The sequence below is a fragment of the Solibacillus sp. CAU 1738 genome, assembly GCF_039888725.1.
Taxonomy (GTDB): Bacteria; Bacillota; Bacilli; order Bacillales_A; family Planococcaceae; genus Metasolibacillus.
Genome location: NZ_JBDQQN010000001.1, coordinates 341,115 through 364,682, shown reverse-complemented (window position 1 = coordinate 364,682; position 23,568 = coordinate 341,115). Strand labels below are relative to the sequence as shown.

The following is a 23,568-nucleotide window of genomic DNA, read 5'->3' as shown; positions in this document are numbered from 1 at the left end:
CAAGTATTAAAATCCTGTAATACTTAAATCTTAAACAATTAAATGTGTACATACATATTGTTCAACATCAGAAGCAGTCGATAACATTAATAAATGTTCAATATGCGATTCTAATTGTTCTTTAGAAAGTTTTGAAATTTGTGCTCTCGTTTTTAAAATAGATGACGCATTCATTGAAAACTCATCGAGCCCAAGTGCGAGTAGAATAGGAATGGCTATTTCATCTCCAGCCATTTCACCACACATACCAACCCATTTTCCATGTTTATGTCCAGCATCAATTATCATCTTAATAAGCCTTAAAATCGCTGGATGATATGGTTGATACAAATACGCTACATTTTCATTCATCCGATCAGCAGCCAAAGTATATTGGATTAAATCATTCGTCCCAATAGACAGGAAATCAGCTTCTTGAGCAAATAAATCCGCAATAATTGCTGCTGAAGGAATTTCAATCATCAATCCGATCTCGATTGAGTCTGAAACTGCGATACCAGCACTAGATAGTAGACCTTTTTCCTCTAGTATAATTTCCTTTGCAGCTCTAAATTCATCAAGCGTCGCAATCATCGGGAACATAATTTTCAAATTCCCATAAACACTTGCACGTAATAAAGCTCTTATTTGAACGCGGAATATTTCCTGTTCATTCAAACAAAGGCGTATTGCACGATACCCTAAAAATGGGTTTGTCTCTGATGGTAGTTTTAAATATGGTAGATTTTTATCTCCTCCTATATCTAAAGTACGTACTACTACAGGCTTTCCTTGCATTTTTTCTAGCACCTGTCGATATATATTAAACTGTTCTTCCTCGTTTGGTAGGTCTTGGCGATCCATATATAAAAATTCTGTTCGGAACAGCCCTACACCATCTCCACCACTCGTAATAATTCGTTCCACATCTTCAGGTTTGCCGATATTACCAGCAATTTCAATAGCAAAACCATCCGCACTTATACTTTTTAATGAACGATATTGGACCAGCTCTTGTTCTAATTGTTCATAAGAATTGCGCCGTTTATTATAATATTCGATAACCTCTTTTGTTGGGTCTACAATAATTTTACCTGTCACTCCATCCAAAATGACTTTTTCCCCATGCTGAATCTGTTTTGTCGCTATTTTTGTTCCAACAACCGCTGGAATTCCCATTGTTCTAGCTAAGATGGACGAATGTGAGGTTTTTCCACCGATATCTGTAATAAAACCCTTTACATACTTTGTGTCTAATTGAGCAGTCATTGAAGGTGTTAAATCTTCTGCTACAATGATGACATCTGACGATAAGCGACTATAATCAGGTATCTCTACACCTAGTAAATGGGCTAATAATCGATTTGAGACATCTCGAATATCCGCTGCTCTCTCCTGCATATAGGCATTATCCATTCCTTCAAACATTTGAATATACATTAAAGCTACTTCGTGTAAAGCGGATTCCGCATTGACACCATTTGCAATTTTCACTTCAATAGCAGCTAACATTTCCGGATCTTCAAGCAATAATATATGTGCAGCGAAAATAGCTGCTTTGTCTTTTCCAAACTTATTTTCAGCCAATGCTTGAATTTCCTGAAGCTCTTCTTTTGTTTGTGAAACTGCTAATTGCAAACGTTTTATTTCTGCATTTACATCCGAGATAGTCGACTGTTCAAATGATAAATCTGGTTCAATCAAGCAGTAGGCCGTAGCTATTGCTACCCCACTAGATACAGCAATCCCATGATAATCTAACATTCTTCACCAATTCCTTTAGTGATAATGACTTCTGTAACTGCCTCCATCAATTGCTCCGCATCTTCTCCGTTTGCAGAAATGTTTATTAATCCCCCTGGCGTAATACCTTGTGCCATTACTCCCATAATCGATTTCATATTTACAGTCTTATCCTTATGCGTTAGCTGTACCTCAGATTTAAATGGCATCACAGTAGAAACTAATAACGCTGTAGGTCTTGCATGTAATCCTTCTGATGTTGTGATTTTAAAAGTTTTCTCCACTTCTTTCCCCTCCATTTTACTCAAAGTCAATTCGATGTCTTGAATGCTTTCGCTATTTCCGATGCAATTTCTAACTACTCCTTACCTATTCTATTTTGTTGAAATAGTTTTTGAACACTTTGGAAATAAGCATGCATAGTATCACCTTTTTATTTCACTAATGAATTTATAACGATCGGCACGGTACGTACTTCTTACTAACTCAAACGGATATCCATCACTTAAGTAACTGATTCGCTTAATAATTAAAACAGGAGCTGTAGTATTTACTTGCAAATGCTTACTGTCCTCTTTTGCTACAATTGCTGCTTCCATCTGTTGAATGGCATTACCAATTTTTTGATGAAATTTCGCTTCAATTAATGCATACAGTGAACCCATAATTTTCTTTTCATCTAATTCAGGATAAATCTTTACAGGTATATAAGTTCTTTCTAATGACATAGGTTTTAAATTTGCACTTCGTATTCGGACAACAAAGAAAACTTCTTCCCCATGCTCTAACATTAAATCCCTTGCAATATCAACTGGTGGTATTATTTTTTCAAACCGCAGCACTTTGCTGCTAGGCTCCATTCCTCTGGCACGCATATCCTCAGTAAAACCCATTAACCCAATTAAAACCTGTTCTAATTTAGGATTTGCTACAAAAGTGCCTCTCCCTTTTTCACGATAAAGTAAACCACTGTTAACTAAGCTCGTTATCGCTTGCCTAACTGTCATTCGACTTACATCAAACTGCATCGACAGCTCTCTTTCAGAAGGAATATTCTCTCCTATTTTGTATTCTTCCAAATAAATTCGTTGCTTTAATATTTCTTCTATTTGGATATAGATTGGTGTATGTGAATTTTTGTCTAACACTCTCTATCCCCTCCTTCTTGCTTCATTAATACTATTCTACATAGAATAATAGAATATTGTTTCATCCTCCTCGGTATAGTTGTCTATACCAATTATAATTCAATGTTTTGAAAATACAAACTTTTTGTCGATTTCGGCTTTTTTTCTAAATAACCCCATTTACTCTTTTAAGATATGTTTTTCCCCATAAAAAAAAGCCATTATTACAATGACTAGTAAGTTATTAATTATTAGTTAAACGAATCCCAAATATGCCGTTTTGTAAAAATATCGTTTTGAACCCGCGCTCTAGCAGGGGGGTGCCCGCTTCGCTACTTTAAACTTCCCGCTACAAATGGGGCATGTTTGCAGTAAATGAAATAAAGGCTCCCAACGATTTAGTGTTCGGTCAAAACTTTTAATTATTAATTCTTAACGAACACTTCAGGATTCGCGTTAAATGTATCTTACCACAAAAATCAGAATTTTCAAACTAAAATACTCTTAAAATATAAAAAACAATGGATTTTTTTATTAAGCTTCGACAAATTTCTGGTTTAAATACGTGCCCTGAAATCGAGGGCACTGAAAAACATTCGATTTTTAGGCAGGTAATTGGTTTTCACTTTAATATCAGGCACTTTCTTTTCGATTTGAATAGAAAGTGCTTTATTCCATTGTCTATTTCTTACTCTTTTTCATTTAGCAGTTTCACTATTCGCTTCAGATTGACGGCAAATATTGTTGTGACACCTTGTATTTTCATGCTAAATAGCCCTGCTGATTTGACTGTTTTGTATCCATGCTGATGGAATTTATTTTGAAATCAAAAATATATACTGTTAAAAGCAATTAATAATCTGTCAAATTCTTAATGTATTCCCTGACAAAAGTAACAATTCGCCCGCGGGAGGTTAATTTTCGCCCGTGGGAACCCACTTTTCGCCCGTGGCAACCCGCTTTTCGCTCATGGGATCATGCTTTTCGCCCGTGGGACATCTATTGCTCCGCGGGACCGCTTTTTTCACATGGCAACTCGCGTTTTACCGGGCAACCCGCTTTTCGCTCGTGGGATCATACTTTTCGCCCATGGGACATCTATTGCTCCGCGGGACTGCTTTTTTCACGAGGCAACTCGCCCCCAGAAAAGCGTTCGCCGCAACGGAAATCAACGACATCGCAGAAAAAAGCCAGTACTTAAACGATGTCTCGTTCAAGTACTGGCTTAACTACTTTAAAGACTTTTTCAGAGCCCCTTTGGTACACCTTTTTAAATGGTCAACTATTCAGGGTTCAGTTTAAAGCTTGTTACATATTAATCTTCTTTCTTTGCCATAACAGCTAGGCTTAGCTCTGTTAATTGTGCATCTGATACACCAGATGGAGCAGATGTTAATAAGCAGCTAGCTGATGCTGTTTTAGGGAACGCAATAGTATCACGTAAGTTTGTGCGACCTGCAAGTAACATTACAAAGCGGTCAAGACCAAATGCTAATCCACCATGTGGAGGAACACCGTATTCAAACGCTTCTAGTAAGAAACCGAACTGTGCTTTTGCTTCTTCTTGAGTGAAGCCTAAAAGTTCAAACATTTTTTCTTGTAAATCACGTTCATAAATACGTAATGAACCACCACCAAGTTCATATCCGTTTAAGACGATGTCGTATGCTTGTGCACGTACTTCTTTTGGATTCGTGTTCATTAACTCAAGATCTTCATCGAAAGGTCGAGTGAATGGATGGTGTGCCGCGTAATAGCGACCGTCTGTTTCGTCGTATTCGAATAATGGCCAATCCACAACCCATAGGAATGCAAAGCGAGATTCATCAATCAATTCTAGGTCTTTACCTAACTTAGTACGCAATGCGCCAAGTGCGTCTGCTACAACAGATGATTTATCTGCTACAAATAAAAGTAAGTCGCCAGCCTCAGCTTCTGTTGCTTCAATTATTGCAGCAGCTGCATCGCCTTCAAAGAATTTAGCGATTGGGCCGTTTAAACCGTCCTCTGTTACTTTTAGCCATGCAAGACCTTTCGCACCATAGCGAGCCGCAAATTCTCCTAAAGCATCGATATCTTTACGAGAATATTTATCTGCTGAAGCTTTTACATTAATAGCCTTTACTTCGCCGCCTGCTTTTACTGCATTAGCAAATACACCGAATGCTGAATCTTTCACGATTTCTGATAGCTGTTTTAGCTCTAAACCAAAGCGTACGTCTGGCTTATCTGAACCAAAGCGATCCATCGCTTCTTTATAGCTCATGCGTTGGAATGGTGCTTCTACTTCTACACCTTTTACATCACGCATTACTTGTTGGATTAAACGTTCGTTCATCGCAATAATTTCATCCATTGTCATGAATGAAGTTTCAATATCGACTTGCGTGAATTCTGGTTGACGGTCAGCACGTAAATCTTCATCACGGAAACAACGCGCGATTTGGAAATATTTCTCGAAACCTGAAACCATTAATAATTGCTTAAATAGCTGTGGTGATTGAGGTAATGCATAAAATTCACCTTCGTGTACACGAGAAGGTACTAAATAGTCACGTGCTCCTTCAGGTGTTGATTTCGTTAAAATTGGTGTTTCTACTTCTAAGAAGCCTTCGTTTTGTAAGAAGTTACGAATCGTACGTGTAACATCCGAGCGCATTTTAAATGTGTCAAACATAACCGGACGACGTAAATCTAAGTAACGATATTTTAGGCGTAAATCCTCTGCAATTTCCGAGTTGTTATCAATTGCAAATGGAGGGTTTTTCGCTTCATTAATAATTGTTAAGGAAGTAGCCATTACTTCAATTTTACCTGTTTTAAGATTTGAATTGAATTGTCCTTCTTGACGTAGTACTACTTTACCTACTACTTCAATAACATATTCATTACGAATTTTTTCAGCTGTTGCAAGCGCTTCTGGTGCCTCGTCTCCGAAAACAATTTGTACAATTCCTGTACGGTCACGCATATCTACGAAAATAAGTCCGCCTAAATCACGACGCTTTTGTACCCAACCCTTTAATACAACTTCTTCACCCTGGTGTTGTTCATTAACTTCACCACAAGCATGTGTTCTCTGTGCCATTGACTGTTCCTCCAATTGTTGTTTCTTATTTATGCTCAAGCAAGTAGTTCACTAAATTGTGGAAAGCTACTTTTTCTTGATTGCCGGATTCCATTTCTTTTACGTTTACCGCAGCTTCTGCAATTTCTGTTTCCCCTAAAACGATTACAAATTTTGCTCCGTTACGGTCTGCCGCTTTCATTTGCGCTTTCATTTTACGGTCAATATAATCCATTTCTGCTGAAATGCCTTTTGCCCGGAATGAGCTTAGTAATTCAACTGCTTTTACTTTTGCTTCATCGCCCATTGCCACTACGAAAATATCTAGCCCGTTACTAACTTCAAGTGATATGCCCTCTGCTTCAAGTGCTAATAAAAGGCGTTCAATTGATAATGCAAAACCGATACCTGGCATATCAGGTCCACCGATATCTTCTACTAAACCGTTATAGCGACCTCCACCACAAAGCGTAGTTATTGCACCAAAGCCAGACGCTGTCGACATAATTTCAAACGCTGTATGATTGTAATAATCTAATCCACGCACTAAGTTTGGATCAACTTCATACGGAATACCTAACGTATCTAAGTACATTTTCACTTTTGTAAAATACTCAGCTGAAAAATCTGTTAAATAGTCTGTTAATGCTGGAGCTGTCGCCATTAAAGGATGGTCACGGTCTACTTTACAATCTAAAATACGTAATGGATTTTTTTCTAAGCGCTTTTGGCAATCTGAGCAAAATTCCCCTATACTTGGTTCGAAGTGTTGTATAAGCGCTTCTCTATGAGCGTTTCGCGTTTCTTTATCACCAAGAGAGTTAATAACAAGCTTTAAATCTTTTAAGCCCATTGTGCTGTAAATATCCATTGCGAGTGCCATCACTTCTGCATCGATTGCCGGATCAGCTGAACCGATAGCCTCTACACCAAATTGCACGAATTGACGGTAACGCCCTGCTTGCTGACGCTCATAACGGAACATTGGCCCCATATAAGAAAGCTTTACTGGCTGGTCTGGTTGGCCGAACATTTTGTGCTCCACGTATGAACGAACTACTGCTGCAGTGCCTTCAGGACGTAAAGTTAAGGAACGTCCCCCACGATCTTCAAAAGTATACATTTCTTTTTGTACGATATCTGTTGTATCCCCTACACCGCGTTGAAATAATTCTGTTGATTCAAACATTGGTGTACGGATTTCTTGATAGCGATAGACACGACACAATTCGCGAATTACGCCTTCGATTTGTTGCCATTTTTCGGATTGTCCCGGTAATATATCTTGTGTTCCTCTAGGTACTTTAAAGCTCATGACAAGCTCCCCTTTCTAATATTAAACTTTACATACTTCTATATTTTGGAGAACAAAAAAAGCTTTCGTCCCCTGCAAAAAAATTGCAAGGGACGAAAGCTATATAGCTGCTTCCGCGGTTCCACCCTAGTTGATGTAAGACTACATCCTCTCGTCATTCGGATAACGGCCGATTCCGTTTTTCCCTACTATGCGTATGCATTTCGAGAAAAAGCCTCTCAAGTGTTATTCGCAATTAACGTACTGTAGGAAAGATTGCAGCCTTTGTCTTTCCTTCTCTGTGTCAGCCATAGTCATTGCTACTTGCTTGGTCACTGGCGATTGTATGTTTAGATTATACCTTATCTTAATGATGTGCTAACATAATGTCAACTATTTTTAAATTAACTATAGATTTTAGTACATAATTACTTTTAAAATATAGAAGAAACATAACTCGCAAAAAGTTAATACATACTTAAAAGAACAACTTGTTCAAGCAAACCATTCTAAGCTATATTGCAAATGTTTGGAATTTGAAAGGAGACATTTTATGAAACGGTCTATATTCATACTTATTTGTAGCATATTGCTCTTATCATCAACTGCAATGCCCCCATTAATACATACTGCACGAGCAGTGACCGATGATTTAGTCGTGACTGCAGAAATATTATATTTACGTGAAGGGCCAGGGCTATCATATCCGATATTAACGACGCTAAAAGAAGGACAACTTTTAACGTCGATTGAAAAAAAAGGAGATTGGATTCATGTAACTGTAGATGGTGAAGAGGGGTGGGTTGCTTCTTGGCTAACGAAAAACGTGTCAGCTAGCATGGAAGAGCAAGTAGCAACGCAAAAAATAGTCATTTCTCAAGTTGATCGTCTTAATGTGCGCTCAGAGCCCTCTCTTTCCGCTACTGTTTATACACAGCTTTTCGTCGGAGCAGAGGCACAATTTTTAAAACAGGAAAACGATTGGGTGCAAATACAATACGGTGAGGTCATTGGTTGGGTTTCCGCATCTTATGTAACAGTCAATGAACTTGATGAAACCCCAGCAGAGACTGTCGAAGATACGGAAGCTCCTGATACACAAGAAGAGCCTATTACGTTTGAAAATGATCCAAACACTTTTACCATTTTAGTAAATGAAGTGAATATTAGTAAAAAACCAGATTTAAATTCAAAAAAGCTAGGTGTGGCAACTAAAGGGCAACAATTTAAAGTGCTCGACCGAAAAAATAATTGGGTGCAAATTCAATATACGAAAAAGAAAAAGGGGTGGGTATATAGCTTCTATGGGTCATTTACTGTTCAGCAAGAGCAACCCTCTGACCCATTAATACCTATCGATGAAAAAGTAACCATTATTTATAACGGTACAAACTTACGTGAATCTCCTTCGACATCAGCAAATGTTGTACAACGTGCGAATGCAGGTGAACAGTTTACGATTGTAGAAAAAGAAGGTGATTGGAATAAAGTTGCAGTCTCACAAGGATTTGCCTATGTAGCAAACTCAGTAGTAACATTAAATAACGAAAAGGTAGTGTCTGAAAATAAAGAGCCTCGTAAAAAGGGAACTTTAAAGGGAGTCACAATTGTTATTGATCCCGGACACGGTGGAAATGATCACGGTACTACAGGGGCACGAGGAACTGAAGAAAAAGGAATTACTTTAAAAACAGCAGAGCTATTAAAATTAAAGCTCCGAGCAGCCGGTGCAACGGTAGAATTAACACGCGAAGCAGATGTATATGTTGATTTAAGAAAACGCGTTTCTGTCGCTCATCAAACGAATGCAGATGCTTTTATTAGTATTCACTACGATGCAACGGACGATAGTTCAATTTCTGGATTTACGACTTATTATTATAATAGCTTACAACAGCAACTAGCTGCAGCGGTTAATGCTGGTCTTGCTAGCAAAGTTGATTTAAGAGATCGTGGTGCACAAGAAGGAAATTATTTAGTACTACGAGAAAACCGTCAACAAGCGGTATTAATAGAGCTAGGCTACTTAAGTAATCCGACTGAGGAGCGTACTGTTACAACTGACTTCTACCGCGAGCAAGCAACACTTGGGATTTACGAAGGGATTTTGAATTATTTTGATGCACAGCTACAATGATGAAATCCACTACTTGGTAAAACTACGATTGTTTATACATGTATAACAACAAAGAGGGTCCGTTCAAAGCGTATTGCACGCTGAACGAACCCTCTTTTTACATATTTAGTGGTCCTAGTGTTAGTGTATGGCAATATAGGCAAACTGTGCGCTATTTTGATTCGACAATGATTGTGACAGGACCATCATTAATAAACGCCACATCCATCATCGCACCGAAAATACCTGTTTCCACTTGCAAATCATATTGACGAAGCTCTTCGTTAAACGCTTCCCATAACGGCTTAGCGACATCCGGACGTGCTGCATCTGTAAAGCTTGGGCGACGTCCTTTTTTCGTATCAGCATATAATGTAAATTGCGATACAGATAATATCGCTCCACCCATCTCAGTAATCGAGTGATTCATTTTCCCTTCAGAATCTTCATATAAGCGTAGCTCGGCAATTTTTTTAGCGACATATTGAATATCTTCCAATGTATCTGTATGTGTAATGCCAACTAAAAGCATATATCCACTTTCTATTGCCCCTGTTATTACACCGTCAACTGTTACTGTTGCATTTTTTGCACGCTGAACGACAACTTTCATAATAAAACCTTCAATCTTTTAATTAATAACACGTTGCACCGAATAAATATCGGGCAATTGTTTAATTTTTTCTACGACTTTGTGCAATGCAGAAATATTAGAAATGGCAATCGTTAAATGAATTGTAGCTATTTTATCTCTATCAACACGTCCTGTTACAGCTAAAATGTTTGTTTTTGCTTCACTAACGGCATGCATGACGTCATTTAATACACCAGCACGATCAAATGCTGAAATTTCAATATCAACAGGGTATTCCTTACGAGCAGGTGCTAAACCGCTTTCCCATTCCACTTCAATTAAACGCTCGGCACTACCGTCTTCCTGAATATTTGGGCAATCTGCACGGTGTACCGAAACACCTCGCCCTTTCGTAATGAAACCAACAATTTCATCTCCTGGGACCGGTGTACAACAGCGAGATAAACGTATAAGTAAGTTTTCGATTCCTTTTACAACAACACCTGAATCGGTACGACGTTTAGGTGTTGGATTTTGCATTTCTTTAACAATTTTTTCAAGCGCCTCTTCTTGCTCACGCTCTCTACGCATTTTCTCAGCAAGGCGATTAACGATTTGTTGTGCCGTAATGCCTCCGACCCCAACAGCTGCGTATAAATCATCTTCATGTGTATAGTTGAATTTTTCAATAACGCGCTTAATATTTTCATTTGTTAGCACTTCTTTACTATCAAATTCTTGCGCCTTAATTTCTTTATCAACCATTTCCTTACCTTTAATAATATTATCTTCACGTAAGTTTTTCTTGAAGTATTGTTTTATTTTATTTTTCGCCTGCGAGCTTTGGGCAATTTTAATCCAGTCGCGACTTGGTCCAAATGATTGCTTTGACGTTAATACTTCAACGATATCTCCTGTTTTTAATGGGGTATCAAGCGGCACCATTTTACCGTTTACTTTAGCACCAATTGTTTTATTACCGACTTCGGAGTGTACACGGTAAGCAAAGTCTATTGGTACAGAGCCAGCAGGTAACTCAACTACATCACCTTTAGGAGTAAAGACATATACCATATCTGAAAATAAGTCGAATTTTAATGATTCCATAAATTCCTCTGCGTTTGAAGATTCGTTTTGGAACTCTAAAATCTCTCGGAACCATGTTAATTTTTGGTCAATGCTTTCCTTGCTATATTCAACTGATTTCCCTTCTTTATACGCCCAGTGTGCAGCAATCCCGAATTCTGCTATTTTATGCATTTCTTTCGTGCGGATTTGAACTTCAAGTGGATCTCCGTAAGGACCAATAACCGTTGTATGCAATGATTGATATAAATTTTGTTTTGGCATCGCAATATAGTCTTTAAAGCGTCCTGGCATCGGTTTCCATAATGTATGCACAATTCCCAATACGGCATAACAATCTTTAATGCTATCTACTAATATACGTACCGCTAATAAATCATAAATTTCATTAAATTGTTTCTTTTGAAGCACCATTTTACTATATATGCTATAAATATGTTTTGGACGACCGTAAATATCGGCATCGATTTCCACATCATGCAACTGTGATTTAATCTCATCCATAACATTGTCTAAATATGCTTCGCGTTCGTTGCGTTTTTTCTTCATCAAGCTAACGATGCGATAATATTGCTGCGGGTTTAAATAACGAAGCGCTGTATCTTCAAGCTCCCACTTCACTGTTGAAATTCCAAGACGATGTGCCAGTGGCGCAAAAATTTCAAGCGTTTCATTGGAAATACGGCGCTGTTTTTCAGTAGGTAAATGCTTTAGTGTACGCATATTATGCAAACGGTCTGCAAGCTTAATTAAAATTACTCGAATATCCTGTGCCATCGCAACAACCATTTTACGGTGGTTTTCAGCCTGTTGCTCTTCTTTTGACAAATATTTAATTTTTTCAAGCTTCGTAACTCCATCTACAAGCATCGCCACTTCTTCATTAAACTCTCGCACTAAATCTTCACGCGTCACCGTAGTATCTTCTACTACATCATGTAAGAAACCCGCCGCTACCGTTTCAGGGTCCATTTGCAGCTCTGCTAAAATACTCGCTACTTGAACAGGGTGAATAATATATGGTTCACCTGAACTACGGAATTGCTCTTTATGTGCTTCTTTCGCCACCTCATACGCTTTTACAACAAAGGCAACGTGTTCACCATTCATATACTGTTTGACGAGCTCGAAAACATCTTCGGGCGTCATTATTTGTTCTTTCGCCATTGTTTGTCCACCTTGTACGTAATTTTTCACATTTTATATATAAATTCAATTGTATAAAAAATATATCTACATTGTAAAGACACGTTCGCTATTACTTTTCCGCAAGATGCAATTGTGAATAATATTTGAAAAATCCTTTTTGCGATGATGCAAAAAGGATTTGAAAATAATTAATATTGGATTAATGTTTTTATAGGATAATTACCAATTTTCGCACGTCCATTTAACTCTGTTAACTCGATTAAAAATGCACAACCTGCTACAACACCGCCAAGCTGCTCAATTAGGCGTACAGTTGCTTCAACAGTACCCCCTGTTGCAAGTAAGTCATCACAGATCAAAACTTTTTGGCCTTGTTTGATAGCATCTTTATGCATCGTTAAAGTGTCTTTACCATACTCTAAACCGTAGTCTACACTTATTACTTCACGTGGTAGTTTACCTGGCTTTCGAACAGGTGCAAAGCCAATTTCAAGTGCGTATGCTACTGGACAACCAATAATGAAACCGCGTGCTTCTGGACCTACGATAATTTCAGCGCCAACTTCTTTTGCATATTTAACGATTTCGTCTGTAGCGTATTTGTAAGCTGGGCCGTTATCCATAATTGTTGTAATATCTTTGAAACTGATACCTTCTTTCGGCCAGTTTTCAACTGTTGTTACATATTGCTTTAAATCCATTCGATTGTTCCTCCTTAGGAATCTGCTCAATTCATTCGTTCATCAAGCCATTGTTTTAACTCTATATAAGTTGCATATAATAGTTTTTGTTCTAAGTCAATTTGGGCTATACGTGCTTTGTACGATGATGCTGTTTCTAGTGCTTGTTTTGGTGCACTTTCGACAACAGTCGTCAGACCATCTTCTATTTTAACAAATCCTAGCTCAAAAAACACCTTTGTCATGAAATTAATTACATCAATATTTAATCCAATGTGTTGTGATAATTGTTGGATATGTTGTTTTAGGTTAAATGCCGGTCGTTTCTTTAAAAAACTATAATACCAGCTAAAATGCTGACGGGTTGGCATTCCGCTAAAATATTGTGAATTTGGGGTGTAAAAGTGTGCATAAATGCGTGTCGGCTTTCCTGTTTGCAACAAGGTTTCTAGCGTGTCCACATTAGATGGTAAATCTAATAATACGATATACGGCTTTAACTCTGGCATGTCATTATTAACAACTTGCACAGTTGTTTGTAACAATTGTTCGAAATACTCTGCCGTATTTGCATGGAACGCCACAAAATCCGTTTGCGCTATCGGAATTTTTGCTAGCCAGTTTGACACTTGGCTCTTACCACGAAAATCGAAAAGCTGCCATTCGTTTGACTGTACATCCTGTATCATAAATTGTGGCTTTTTTTTATTTTGCCATTCATTGATTTGTAAATCTCCAACGAATGATAACTCTACTCCGTAAGAAATTTCATTATATAAATGTCCTTTACTAAAGCCAATAGCATCAATTGAGCCATATTCATCTTCTAACTCTAGCTTTAAATGATCTTCTTTCGCGCCAATTTTACGCATGGAGCTAACCTTTACTTGCTCGAATGCAAATACTGGCTTTGCAAATTCCGCACCAAATGGCCCAAGCTGACGAATTTCTTCGATCGCTTCAACAGTTACTTCACTCAGTTCAATTGGTACGTCAATAAAGAGCTTTGGCGTTAAATGTTCTTCTGTTAAGCACTGTTTTGCTTGTACATGTAAACGTTCGCGTAAGACATCTACATTTTCAGCGGCAAGCGTCATCCCAGCTGCCATCGGATGACCCCCGAAATGTGGCAAAATTTCTCGGTTTTTTGCAAGTTCATTGTATAAATGGAAGCCTTCAATACTACGTGCTGAACCCTTTGCTGTTCCCTTTTCTGGATCTAGTGAAAGAATAATGGTTGGACGATAATATTTCTCTACTAATCGAGATGCAACAATTCCAACAACTCCCGCATTCCAGCCCTCTTTTGCTACAACTAAAACAAGGGAATTTTTAATATGGTCATTAGCCTCAATTTGGGCAATCGCTTCTTCCATAATCGAATTGACAATATCTTTTCGTTCAGCATTTTTTGTATTGAGTAATTTTGCATATTCTTTTGCAGTAGCAATATCTTCACTCATTAAAAATTCAACACCCGGTGCAGCTTCACCTAATCGCCCAATCGCATTTAGGCGTGGAGCAAAGTAAAAACCGACCGTTTCTTCATTAATATCCTTTTGTGATGCCCCAGCAACTTCACTTAAAGCATTTACCCACGGATTTTGCGACATTTGCAAATGTTTCAAGCCTTGCTTTACTAAATAACGGTTTTCTCCTGTAAGTGGGACTAAATCGGCAATCGTACCAATTGCAACGTATTCAAATAAATGATCTGGTACTTCTCCGTATAAAGCGTGTGCAAGTTTAAATGCTACACCTACTCCCGCCAGATCCCCGTAAGGATAATGGCCTTCTGGAACGCGTGGATGAATAATAACATCCGCCTCTGGTAATGTATCTCCTGCTTCATGATGGTCTGTTACGATTACATCCATGCCAAGTTCTTTTGCTACACGAATCGGTTCAATACCACTAATGCCATTATCTACTGTAATAATTAAATTGACACCGCGCTCATAGGCCTCACGAAACAGTTGCTCATTCGGTCCATAACCATGTATAAAACGATTAGGAATTATATACTCTACGTCCGCCCCTAAATCAATTAAAACATTCATCATAACCGTTGTACTAGTAATACCATCACTATCATAATCGCCATATACTAAAATCTTTTCATCATTATCTAATGCTTGCTCAATTCTTGCGACTGCTTTATCCATACTATGCATTAAAAATGGGTCATGTAAAGCACGCTCGTCCATCGATAAAAGCGCCTGTGCTTGTTCTGCCGTTTGACACCCTCTCGCAACCAATATTTTGGTAGCAATAGCAGACATTTTTAATTCACTTTGTAGTTGTGAGAAAAGCTGTTTATCTGGATGTTTGATAATCCATTTTTTAACTGGTTCAATCATTATGTCACTTCCTTATCTACTTCATTATACCGAAACTTTTCTATTAAACTCCATTTAAAAAAACCGGTAATTGATTTACCGGTTAGATCCTGTGTCTTCTTCATCCTCATTCACTACCTCAACGTCCTCTTTATCTGTTATTGTAAGTTTTAAAAGTGTTAGTTCTGCTTCTTTTTCTTCTAATTGCTGATCTTTCTCTGCTAATAATTTCCCTAACTCTCTCTGCTCTTTCTCTAGCTGCCCCACTTTTTTTCTATAACTAATTGTACGAACTGCAGCAAAGCAAGCACTTATGAACACCCCGGCTAGAGCTGAACCGAGAATTATTAATATAAGTGGCCAATATGCTTTACCAAATAAATAATTCACACTTACTTCCGATACATTTAAGCTCGCAAAAATCGCAACAATAATAGCAAAAACAAGCCCAAGTACTAATGACCATTGTGTTTTCAACAAATCATCCCCTTGTGGTATTTCTATACTATTATGCTTTTTCTACAGCGAAAAGTTATGCAATCGAAAAAAATCCCGAAAGCATTTTTTGACTTTCGGGATTTTCCTTCTTACTTATACGACAGGCTCGTCTGAACCCCATTGTTTTTTCTCTTTTTTAACTACTGCGCCGCCTTTTTTATTCATTTCACGTACTTTTAATGAATACCAAATTTGAGCTGCAATACAAATCGATGAATACATACCTGTTACTAAACCGATTAGTAATGCGATTGAGAAGTTTTGGATAGCCGGTGCACCTAAGAATATTAATGCAACTACAACGATAATAACTGTTAATACTGTATTTACAGAACGTCCCATCGTTTGTCGAAGTGACTTATTCACAATATTAGCCAGTTCTTCTTTTGTCGTAACTTTTTCCTGGTGATCGATATTTTCACGAATACGGTCAAACGTTACAATCGTATCATTAATTGAGTATCCGACAATTGTTAATACAGCTGCAATAAATGTAATATCTATTTCCAGACGGAATAGACTGAATATCGCTACCATGAAGAACACGTCGTGTAATAATGAAGCAATTGCACCAACACCCATGCGCCATTCAAAACGAATTGCTACATAGATAATAATGCCTATCGCCGCTAAAGATAATGCTTTAATAGCATTTTCTACAAGCTCTTTACCTACTAATGAAGATACGGTACTCACACTTGGTTCACTGCCGTAATCTTTCATTACTTGCGCTTTGAAATCTGCAATTTCTTGTTGTGAGAAATCTTCTTTATATTGTGCTACTGCGATGTTTTTTTCTTGACCTGAAATAACAACATTCTCATCAGAAGGGAAGCCTATTTTATCAAAATAATCTTGCATTTCTTGTTGTGTTACTTCATTAGGTGCTTGAATTTCAACTCGTGTACCACCTGCGAAATCTATTCCTAAATTTAATTTGAAAATACCTAAAATGATCATCCCGACAACTAATATAATTATCGATAATGAATAGAATTTTTTTCTATTAGACACGAAATTAATACGATCAAATTTCGTTGTTAAATCTAGTGTTTTAAAGCCTTCTTCTAGCTTATGCTGTTTCGATTTTGCAATACCGTACCAAGTCGAATTATCGAAGTAGCCACTGTTTACAAGTAAACCAAGTAATAATCGAGAACCCCAAACAGCTGTTACGAAGCTTAGTAAAATCGAAATAATTAATGTTGTTGCGAAACCTTTAACTGAGCTTGTACCAAAATAGAATAATACAATGGCAGCAAGTAAAGTTGTAAGCTGTGCATCGACAATCGCAGATAATGATTGTTTTGAGCCTAACTTAAAGGCTTCTTTTGGCGTATGCCCAACTCTTAGTTCCTCACGAATACGCTCGGCAGTTAAAATATTCGCATCAACAGCCATCCCGATACCAAGTACGATCGCTGCAATACCCGGTAATGTTAATACTGCATTAATACCGTTAAATACGACTAATACTAAATATGCAAAGACTGCAAGGGTAATGATTGAGATAAACCCTGGTAAACGGTAATACAATAACATAAAGATAAAGATTAAAATTACACCGACAATACCCGCAAAGACAGTATTTGTTAATGCTTCTTCACCAAACTGTGCACCAACTGAAGTTGAATATATTTCAGTTAGTTTAACTGGTAATGAACCTGAGTTTAATACAGATGCAAATTGTTTTGTTTCCTCTACAGTAAAGTTACCAGATATCATAACATCTGTTGTATTTAGTACTTCGTTAACAGATGCAGCTGATTGAAACTTTGGTTTTTCCTTTTTTGCCTCTTCTGCGTAAGAGTCAACGCCTTCCTCAAAGTCTAACCAAACAACTAGTAAATTTTGTCCTGGAGGCATTGCTGAAACTTTTCGTGTTACCTCAGCAAATTTTGACGCATCTTTTAATGTTAATGTAACGATTGGTCGGTTTTGTTGGTCAAATGATGGTGCAGCACCACCTTCTTTTAAGTCTGTACCATCAAGTAGAACATTGTCGTTCACATCACGGAATGTTAAATTCGCTGTACTCGATAAAAGTTCACGTGCAGAAGATTGGTCATCCAAACCTGCTAGCTGAACACGAATACGGTCCTCGCCTTCAACTGTAATGCTAGGCTCACTTACCCCAAATTCATTAATACGGTTATTAAGTGCGGCTTGTGTATCCGTTAAAACACTTTGAGTAACAGGCGAGCCGTCCAATGTTTCTACTTCATAAAGTACTTCAAAACCACCTTGTAAATCCAAGCCGAGTTTTACTTTATCTAAAACTCCTTGAACCGTTGTACCCATGCCCGTAAATAACAAGGCTACTACGAGAATGAAAGTAATGATACGGTTTACTAATTTCATCTGTAAATCCTCCTCAAATTACGTGTGCAGAATTTGCACACGACAAAAAGCGCATATGCGCCTCTTTGTTTGAACTATGTAGCTAATGTACAAAGTGACTTAATTTTTGCGTTGCAACATTTTTATTGACTTACCAAATAAGTTATAAAAGCTTTAGCGGCGTAAGCGATGATAAAACCAATTCTAAATGACGAACGCATACAATATGCTTATTATGAAACACGTTACTCTACCTGTCAAATGAAGAGAAATGATTTGCAGAAATTGTATTTCCACATCAACTATTATTCCTCATGCTTTTTAAGAAGCATTTCAAGCTCTTCTTGACTTGTTTCAGTAAACCATTCAGCCGTTTTAAAATCAGTTATATGCTGATAATTCACTATTTCTGACGGTGTAATAGCAAAAATAGTTGCCACTATTTCATACAATGCAAGTTCTTCAATATTTTTTTTACGCCATTTTTTATCGATACAGTAATTCCACAATTGTTCCTTTGAAATAGCGTTGTAGTTATAATACTTGAATTCTTCTACCTTACTTTGCAATACAGGTTGAACTTTTTCAAACAGATTTTGAGAACGTATTATCATTTTGAATCACCTCGGACATCAAAGTTTTAACTATTGGTCTTTGTGCATACAAATATTGTATATGAAAACGTTGGAAATGAGAAGGGATTGGAAGTATGGGATCATTTTTAAAAGGTACAATTTTTTTAATGTTTGTAATATTGATATCAAAACTTTTTGGCTTTGTCTACCGTATGCAGTTTATGCGTATAGCAGGAGAAGAAGCTGTCGGTATTTATATGACGTCCTACCCTACTTTTATATTTTTTATTGCCATAGTTCAGCTCGGTTTACCGATTGCGGTTGCAAAGCTCATTGCCGAGTTTCACGCTAAAAAACGAAGTAATGATGTACAGGCTGTTATGTCAACAGCTGTCTTTATTTCTACAGTAGCAATTATTGTATTATTACCACCACTTTACTTTGCGCTCCCATTTCTTGCACGCGTATTTTTTCAAAATGAGGCAATCGCACTTACATTAAAAATCTCATTATTTACTGTACCTATTGTCGTGTATTCTAGTTTAATCAAATCTTATTTACAAGGCTTAGCAAAAATTACACCGACAGCTTGGGCACAGCTGCTTGAACAAGCTGTACGCATTGCACTGATTACATTGCTTTTGCCTTATTTCGTTAACGAGGATGCAAGTATAACTGCTGCGGTTGCAATGGTCGTGACATTGTTTGGGGAAATTTTCTCATTGCTGTTTTTAGGTGCTCATTACATGAAAGTGAAGTATGACAAAAAAACAGGGCGATACCCAGTAGCCCCGTTATTTCGCATAGCGCTTCCATCAGCAGGCAGTAAAATGTTCGGCACATTTACTTGGTTTTTAGAACCAATTATTTTTTTAAAGGCATTAACTGTTTCTGGGCTAACTGCCACCGCTGCAACAACTTTATACGGTGTTATTTCCGGTGTTCATATTCCGCTCTTATTATTCCCTTCATTCATTCCAAATGCCCTTGCTATAGTGTTAATCCCTGCAGTTAGTGATGCAGTTGCGCGAAATAATAATCGTTTGCTCACCGATCGTGTATCGATTTCAATGAGACTATCTTCGATAATTGGATGCTTTGCCGCTACATACTTTTTCTTGTATGGTGACGAACTAGCAATGCGCCTCTTTCACTTAGAGGAAAACAGAGGTTTTATGCGTATATTATCACCGATATTTTATTTTTATTATATTCAAAGCCCGCTACATTCCATTTTGCAAGCGGTCGATGAGGCCAAAGCGGCAATGATGAACTCGATTTATGGTGGTTTAGCAAAACTCTTTATTTTATTTGCGCTTGCGTCTCAACCATTTATTCAAGAAACGGGCGCAATTATAGCAATTGGCTTCGGCGTACTCATTACATCCTTTTTACATATCGCAACACTTCGCCATCACCCACGTATCGGTGTCGGCTTTCAAATTTTTGTTGTACCATATGCGGTTTTTATTATAGTCAGTGCGCTGCAAACGTATATTCCAATACAAGGGGATTTACTTCTTAATAGTGTCATTACGCTCTCGCTTATTACGATTTTATTGATCCTAACTAAACAAATTCGTTTTAGTGATATTCGTTACTTACGGTCAATTTTTTCGCGCCTTTAATTGCACATATAACTTACCGTTTTCATAGCTACAATAAAACACTTGCTTAGCACTAAATATTCCTTGTGTTCGAAGCTCTTCTTCTAGCCATTGTTCTGTTTTTCCAATTAAACGTAAATGCTTCTTATCTAAATAACCGTCAACTATAAGCGGCAATATAAAAGTTGGGCCATCCTTTTGGTAAATAGATAGCTTTCCTGATTGTTCTAAAAATGCGAAGGCAATCGTTTGTACAGAGCTTATTCCTTGTTCTCGCAACTGCTGAAATAAATCATCTAAGTTGTAGCGCTGCTTTTTCATTTCATTCTCTAAAATAATACCATCTCGCACAACGATAGCTGGATCTCCATCAATAACATCACGTATTCGTTTATTTTTTAAAATAAAAACAGCATTTATATATTGAATCGAGAATAATATGAGAATGGGTAATATTGATTTCATAAAGCTCTTTTCAAAATTATCCAATGCAATAGCTGCTACTTCAGCAATTAACACATACACTGCAATGTCTAAAATGCTCAGCTCACCCAATTCACGTTTTCCCATTAAACGAAAAACGAGTAACACAAGCAAATATAAAAAAATTGTCCTAGAAAAAATAATCACATATTCTTGCACAAGCGAACCCTCTTTTTTCTTCATTGTGGGCAGAAAGGGGGCTATTCATACAAAAAAGCTTACCTATTATAAAATGACAACTGTCAATTTATAATAAGGTAAGCTTTTACCGTTAAGTATTCTTAACGCACGTATCGAAAATTAATCTACGATAACTCGACCGATTGCTTGGCGCTCGAATTTCACACGTGTGTTATCCGCAATAATTAGATACACTACAGTATCTTCAATTGCATCTACTTCACCGTGTAAGCCGCCAACTGTTACTACGCGATCTCCGCGCTTAACATTATTTTGCATTTCCAACGTCGCTTTTTGTCTTTTTTGCGCTGGGCGGATTAAAATAAACCACATCGCAACAAACATCAAAATAATAGGTATAAAGCTATAAAATTGTTCCATAGGAATTATTCCCCCTTTCTAAATCTCACTTCTTTAGTATAGTATAAAATCAATTAAAAAAGCGATCGGAATCATGTACTTTTTTATATTTTTCCTATACTACGAATAATTTTCCTGCTCTAGTAACTAGAAATTCTTTGCGTTAGGTAAATTATAGCCATATTTTTCGAAAAACGCTTCTTTAAAATCACCTAATCTGTCTTCACGAATCGCTTGACGGACATTTTCCATTAAATTAATTAAAAAGCGCAAGTTATGATATGACGTTAAACGAAGACCAAAAGTTTCCTCAGTACGTAATAGGTGGCGCACATATGCACGTGTATAGTTTTTACATGTGTAGCAATCACAGTTTTCATCAATCGGGCGGAAATCACGTGCAAATTTTGCATTTTTAATAACCATGCGCCCTTCAGAAGTCATTAATGTACCGTTACGCGCGATACGTGTCGGTAATACACAATCAAACATATCAATCCCACGAATCGCACCATCGATAAGAGAGTCAGGTGATCCAACGCCCATTAAATAGCGTGGCTTATCTGCCGGCATTAAAGGTGCTGTGAACTCTAGTACACGGTTCATTACGTCTTTCGGTTCCCCTACTGATAGTCCACCAATTGCATAGCCTGGGAAGTCTAGTTCTACTAACGCTTCTGCAGAACGGCGGCGTAAATCTTCGTATTCCCCACCTTGAATAATACCAAATAATCCTTGATCTTCTGGACGCTGATGCGCTTCTTTACAACGCTTCGCCCAGCGTGTCGTACGATCAACTGATTTTAGCATATACTCATGAGTCGCAGGGTACGGTGGACATTCGTCAAATGCCATCATTATATCAGAGCCTAAGTCATTTTGAATTTCCATCGCTTTTTCAGGGCTTAAAAATAGCTTGTCCCCATTTAAATGGTTACGGAAATAGACACCTTCTTCTTCAATTTTACGGAATTGGCTAAGTGAAAATACTTGGAAGCCACCTGAGTCCGTTAAGATTGGGCGGTCCCAGTTCATAAATTTATGCAGACCACCAGCCTCTTTTACTATATCATTACCAGGACGTAACCATAGATGATATGTGTTTGATAAAATTATCCCCGCATTCATTTCTTTTAATTCTTCTGGAGACATTGCCTTTACTGTTGCTTGCGTTCCAACAGGCATAAATGTTGGTGTTTCAAACGAACCATGTGGTGTATGAACTATACCAAGACGAGCACCCGTCTGCTTACATGTTTTAATTAATTCATAGCGAATTGCTGGTTGTGTCATAAATAATAAATTCCTCTCAAATAAACTTTATTTTTTCGGGCGAATAAACATCGCATCACCAAAGCTAAAGAAGCGGTACTTCTCGTTTACAGCTTCCTCGTAGGCATGTAATATTGTTTCCTTACTTGCAAGTGCACTAACTAGCATAACAAGCGTTGACTTTGGTAAATGGAAATTGGTAATAAGCCCATCGATTGCTTTATATTCATAGCCAGGGTAAATAAAAATATTTGTCCAGCCATGCTCTGCAACAATTTTTCCGTCATGCTTTGATGCAACAGTTTCCAGTGTTCGTGTAGAAGTCGTCCCAACCGCTATCACTTTACCACCATTTGCTTTCGTACGATTAATCACTTCTGCTGTTTCTTCAGTTACACTGTAAAACTCTGAATGCATATCGTGTTCCTCGATTGAATCTACACTGACAGGACGGAATGTTCCAAGACCTACATGTAACGTCACAAAAACGACCTCTACACCTTTTGCACGAATAGCATCAAGTAAGTCATTCGTAAAATGTAAGCCAGCAGTCGGTGCTGCGGCTGATCCACGCTCTTTTGCAAATACTGTTTGGTAGCGATCTTGGTCATCTAATTTTTCACGGATATACGGTGGTAATGGCATTTCACCTAGCTGGTCTAAAATTTCATAAAAGATTCCTTCGTAGCTAAACTTAAAAATACGCCCACCATGATCTAATTCACCGATACATTCCGCTGTTAGTAAGCCTTCACCGAATGTTACAATTGTGCCGATTTTCACCCGTTTAGCTGGCTTTACTAACGTTTCCCATTCATCATCATTAGTTTGCTTTAATAATAAAATTTCAATATTTGCGCCTGTATCTTCCTTTATTCCCATTAATCGAGCTGGCAATACACGTGTATCGTTTAGCACTAGGCAATCCCCAGCATGTAATTCATTTATAATATGACCAAACTGATGGTGCTCAAGCTCTGTTGAAAACGGGTTGACAACTAATAAACGACTTGCTGTACGATCTAGTAATGGTGTTTGTGCAATTAATTGCTCAGGTAAATGAAAATCAAAATCTTCTACTTTCATGAAAAAACTTCCT

Annotated in this window: 18 protein-coding genes, 1 other RNA gene and 1 other annotated feature; of the genes, 2 read left to right on the top strand and 17 right to left on the bottom strand. The window is 37.6% G+C overall.

Annotation, left to right across the window (positions count from 1 at the left end):
- Positions 1-30 precede the first annotated feature (30 nt).
- The 6 genes from ptsP to hisS form a co-directional block, all read right to left on the bottom strand.
- Positions 31-1,743, bottom strand: coding sequence for a phosphoenolpyruvate--protein phosphotransferase (gene ptsP / locus AAFN87_RS01780; protein WP_347789270.1), 1,713 nt, complete (start codon positions 1,741-1,743; stop codon positions 31-33).
- Complete coding sequence (locus tag AAFN87_RS01775; RefSeq protein WP_347789269.1) at positions 1,737-2,006, bottom strand: HPr family phosphocarrier protein; 270 nt, start codon at positions 2,004-2,006, stop codon at positions 1,737-1,739. Before AAFN87_RS01775 ends, ptsP begins: the two co-directional genes overlap by 7 nt.
- 141 nt (positions 2,007-2,147) lie before the next feature.
- Entirely contained in the window at positions 2,148-2,870 is a 723-nt protein-coding gene (locus AAFN87_RS01770; protein ID WP_347789268.1) for a GntR family transcriptional regulator, read from the bottom strand.
- A gap of 238 nt (positions 2,871-3,108) precedes the next feature.
- Positions 3,109-3,303, bottom strand: a non-coding RNA gene (gene ssrS, locus AAFN87_RS01765) — 6S RNA.
- Positions 3,304-4,164: 861 nt separating this feature from the next.
- A complete protein-coding gene (gene aspS / locus AAFN87_RS01760; protein ID WP_347789267.1) occupies positions 4,165-5,937 on the bottom strand; it encodes an aspartate--tRNA ligase in 1,773 nt (590 codons plus the stop codon).
- 25 nt (positions 5,938-5,962) lie between these two features.
- Positions 5,963-7,231, bottom strand: a complete 1,269-nt coding sequence (gene hisS / locus AAFN87_RS01755) for a histidine--tRNA ligase (RefSeq protein WP_347789266.1) — start codon at positions 7,229-7,231, stop codon at positions 5,963-5,965.
- A gap of 85 nt (positions 7,232-7,316) precedes the next feature.
- Positions 7,317-7,555: a binding site (T-box leader), on the bottom strand.
- Positions 7,556-7,763: 208 nt separating this feature from the next.
- Between hisS and AAFN87_RS01750 the strand changes: the two genes are divergently transcribed.
- Positions 7,764-9,347, top strand: a complete 1,584-nt coding sequence (locus tag AAFN87_RS01750) for an N-acetylmuramoyl-L-alanine amidase family protein (RefSeq protein WP_347789265.1) — start codon at positions 7,764-7,766, stop codon at positions 9,345-9,347.
- Positions 9,348-9,498: 151 nt separating this feature from the next.
- Here the strand turns inward: AAFN87_RS01750 and dtd are convergent, their stop codons facing one another.
- From dtd to AAFN87_RS01715, 7 genes are all read right to left on the bottom strand, one after another.
- A complete protein-coding gene (gene dtd, locus AAFN87_RS01745) occupies positions 9,499-9,939 on the bottom strand; it encodes a D-aminoacyl-tRNA deacylase (protein ID WP_347789264.1) in 441 nt (146 codons plus the stop codon).
- A gap of 18 nt (positions 9,940-9,957) precedes the next feature.
- Positions 9,958-12,153 (bottom strand): RelA/SpoT family protein, encoded by a 2,196-nt coding sequence (locus AAFN87_RS01740; RefSeq protein WP_347789263.1) that lies wholly within the window; start codon positions 12,151-12,153, stop codon positions 9,958-9,960.
- A 170-nt stretch (positions 12,154-12,323) separates the two neighbouring features.
- Positions 12,324-12,836 carry an adenine phosphoribosyltransferase gene (locus AAFN87_RS01735; protein WP_347789262.1) on the bottom strand — a complete coding sequence of 171 codons (513 nt, stop codon included), beginning with the start codon at positions 12,834-12,836 and terminating at the stop codon, positions 12,324-12,326.
- A gap of 26 nt (positions 12,837-12,862) precedes the next feature.
- Positions 12,863-15,175 carry a single-stranded-DNA-specific exonuclease RecJ gene (gene recJ / locus AAFN87_RS01730; RefSeq protein WP_347789261.1) on the bottom strand — a complete coding sequence of 771 codons (2,313 nt, stop codon included), beginning with the start codon at positions 15,173-15,175 and terminating at the stop codon, positions 12,863-12,865.
- 75 nt (positions 15,176-15,250) lie between these two features.
- On the bottom strand, positions 15,251-15,631 hold the full coding sequence (locus AAFN87_RS01725) for a LapA family protein (protein WP_347789260.1): 381 nt from the start codon (positions 15,629-15,631) through the stop codon (positions 15,251-15,253).
- A 114-nt stretch (positions 15,632-15,745) separates the two neighbouring features.
- Positions 15,746-18,013 carry a protein translocase subunit SecDF gene (secDF, locus tag AAFN87_RS01720; RefSeq protein ID WP_347789259.1) on the bottom strand — a complete coding sequence of 756 codons (2,268 nt, stop codon included), beginning with the start codon at positions 18,011-18,013 and terminating at the stop codon, positions 15,746-15,748.
- Positions 18,014-18,297: 284 nt separating this feature from the next.
- Positions 18,298-18,606, bottom strand: a complete 309-nt coding sequence (locus AAFN87_RS01715; protein WP_347789258.1) for a post-transcriptional regulator — start codon at positions 18,604-18,606, stop codon at positions 18,298-18,300.
- A gap of 95 nt (positions 18,607-18,701) precedes the next feature.
- On the opposite strand from AAFN87_RS01715, the gene AAFN87_RS01710 reads away from it, so the two are divergent.
- The gene (locus AAFN87_RS01710; protein ID WP_347789257.1) at positions 18,702-20,195 is read left to right on the top strand and encodes a putative polysaccharide biosynthesis protein; all 1,494 of its coding nucleotides are present in this window, start codon (positions 18,702-18,704) and stop codon (positions 20,193-20,195) included.
- On the opposite strand, the gene AAFN87_RS01705 is transcribed toward AAFN87_RS01710, so the two are convergent.
- The 4 genes from AAFN87_RS01705 to queA all read right to left on the bottom strand — a co-directional run bounded on the left by AAFN87_RS01705 (position 20,175) and on the right by queA (position 23,555).
- Positions 20,175-20,816: a DUF421 domain-containing protein gene (locus tag AAFN87_RS01705; RefSeq protein WP_347789256.1), complete on the bottom strand. Its 642-nt coding sequence runs from the start codon at positions 20,814-20,816 to the stop codon at positions 20,175-20,177. The two genes, AAFN87_RS01710 and AAFN87_RS01705, sit on opposite strands and share 21 nt — an antisense overlap.
- Before the next feature lie 141 nt (positions 20,817-20,957).
- The gene (yajC, locus tag AAFN87_RS01700; RefSeq protein ID WP_347789255.1) at positions 20,958-21,218 is read right to left on the bottom strand and encodes a preprotein translocase subunit YajC; all 261 of its coding nucleotides are present in this window, start codon (positions 21,216-21,218) and stop codon (positions 20,958-20,960) included.
- 126 nt (positions 21,219-21,344) lie between these two features.
- Complete coding sequence (gene tgt, locus AAFN87_RS01695) at positions 21,345-22,490, bottom strand: tRNA guanosine(34) transglycosylase Tgt (RefSeq protein WP_347789254.1); 1,146 nt, start codon at positions 22,488-22,490, stop codon at positions 21,345-21,347.
- Positions 22,491-22,517: 27 nt separating this feature from the next.
- On the bottom strand, positions 22,518-23,555 hold the full coding sequence (queA, locus tag AAFN87_RS01690) for a tRNA preQ1(34) S-adenosylmethionine ribosyltransferase-isomerase QueA (RefSeq protein WP_347789253.1): 1,038 nt from the start codon (positions 23,553-23,555) through the stop codon (positions 22,518-22,520).
- Positions 23,556-23,568 lie beyond the last annotated feature (13 nt).

Coding starts and splice junctions, on each gene's coding strand:
- ptsP (WP_347789270.1), bottom strand. CDS start 1,743: ATGTTAGATTATCATGGGATTGCTGTATCTAGTGGGGTAGCAATAGCT.
- aspS (WP_347789267.1), bottom strand. CDS start 5,937: ATGGCACAGAGAACACATGCTTGTGGTGAAGTTAATGAACAACACCAG.
- hisS (WP_347789266.1), bottom strand. CDS start 7,231: ATGAGCTTTAAAGTACCTAGAGGAACACAAGATATATTACCGGGACAA.
- AAFN87_RS01750 (WP_347789265.1), top strand. CDS start 7,764: ATGAAACGGTCTATATTCATACTTATTTGTAGCATATTGCTCTTATCA.
- dtd (WP_347789264.1), bottom strand. CDS start 9,939: ATGAAAGTTGTCGTTCAGCGTGCAAAAAATGCAACAGTAACAGTTGAC.
- AAFN87_RS01740 (WP_347789263.1), bottom strand. CDS start 12,153: ATGGCGAAAGAACAAATAATGACGCCCGAAGATGTTTTCGAGCTCGTC.
- AAFN87_RS01735 (WP_347789262.1), bottom strand. CDS start 12,836: ATGGATTTAAAGCAATATGTAACAACAGTTGAAAACTGGCCGAAAGAA.
- recJ (WP_347789261.1), bottom strand. CDS start 15,175: ATGATTGAACCAGTTAAAAAATGGATTATCAAACATCCAGATAAACAG.
- secDF (WP_347789259.1), bottom strand. CDS start 18,013: ATGAAATTAGTAAACCGTATCATTACTTTCATTCTCGTAGTAGCCTTG.
- AAFN87_RS01715 (WP_347789258.1), bottom strand. CDS start 18,606: ATGATAATACGTTCTCAAAATCTGTTTGAAAAAGTTCAACCTGTATTG.
- AAFN87_RS01710 (WP_347789257.1), top strand. CDS start 18,702: ATGGGATCATTTTTAAAAGGTACAATTTTTTTAATGTTTGTAATATTG.
- yajC (WP_347789255.1), bottom strand. CDS start 21,218: ATGGAACAATTTTATAGCTTTATACCTATTATTTTGATGTTTGTTGCG.
- tgt (WP_347789254.1), bottom strand. CDS start 22,490: ATGACACAACCAGCAATTCGCTATGAATTAATTAAAACATGTAAGCAG.
- queA (WP_347789253.1), bottom strand. CDS start 23,555: ATGAAAGTAGAAGATTTTGATTTTCATTTACCTGAGCAATTAATTGCA.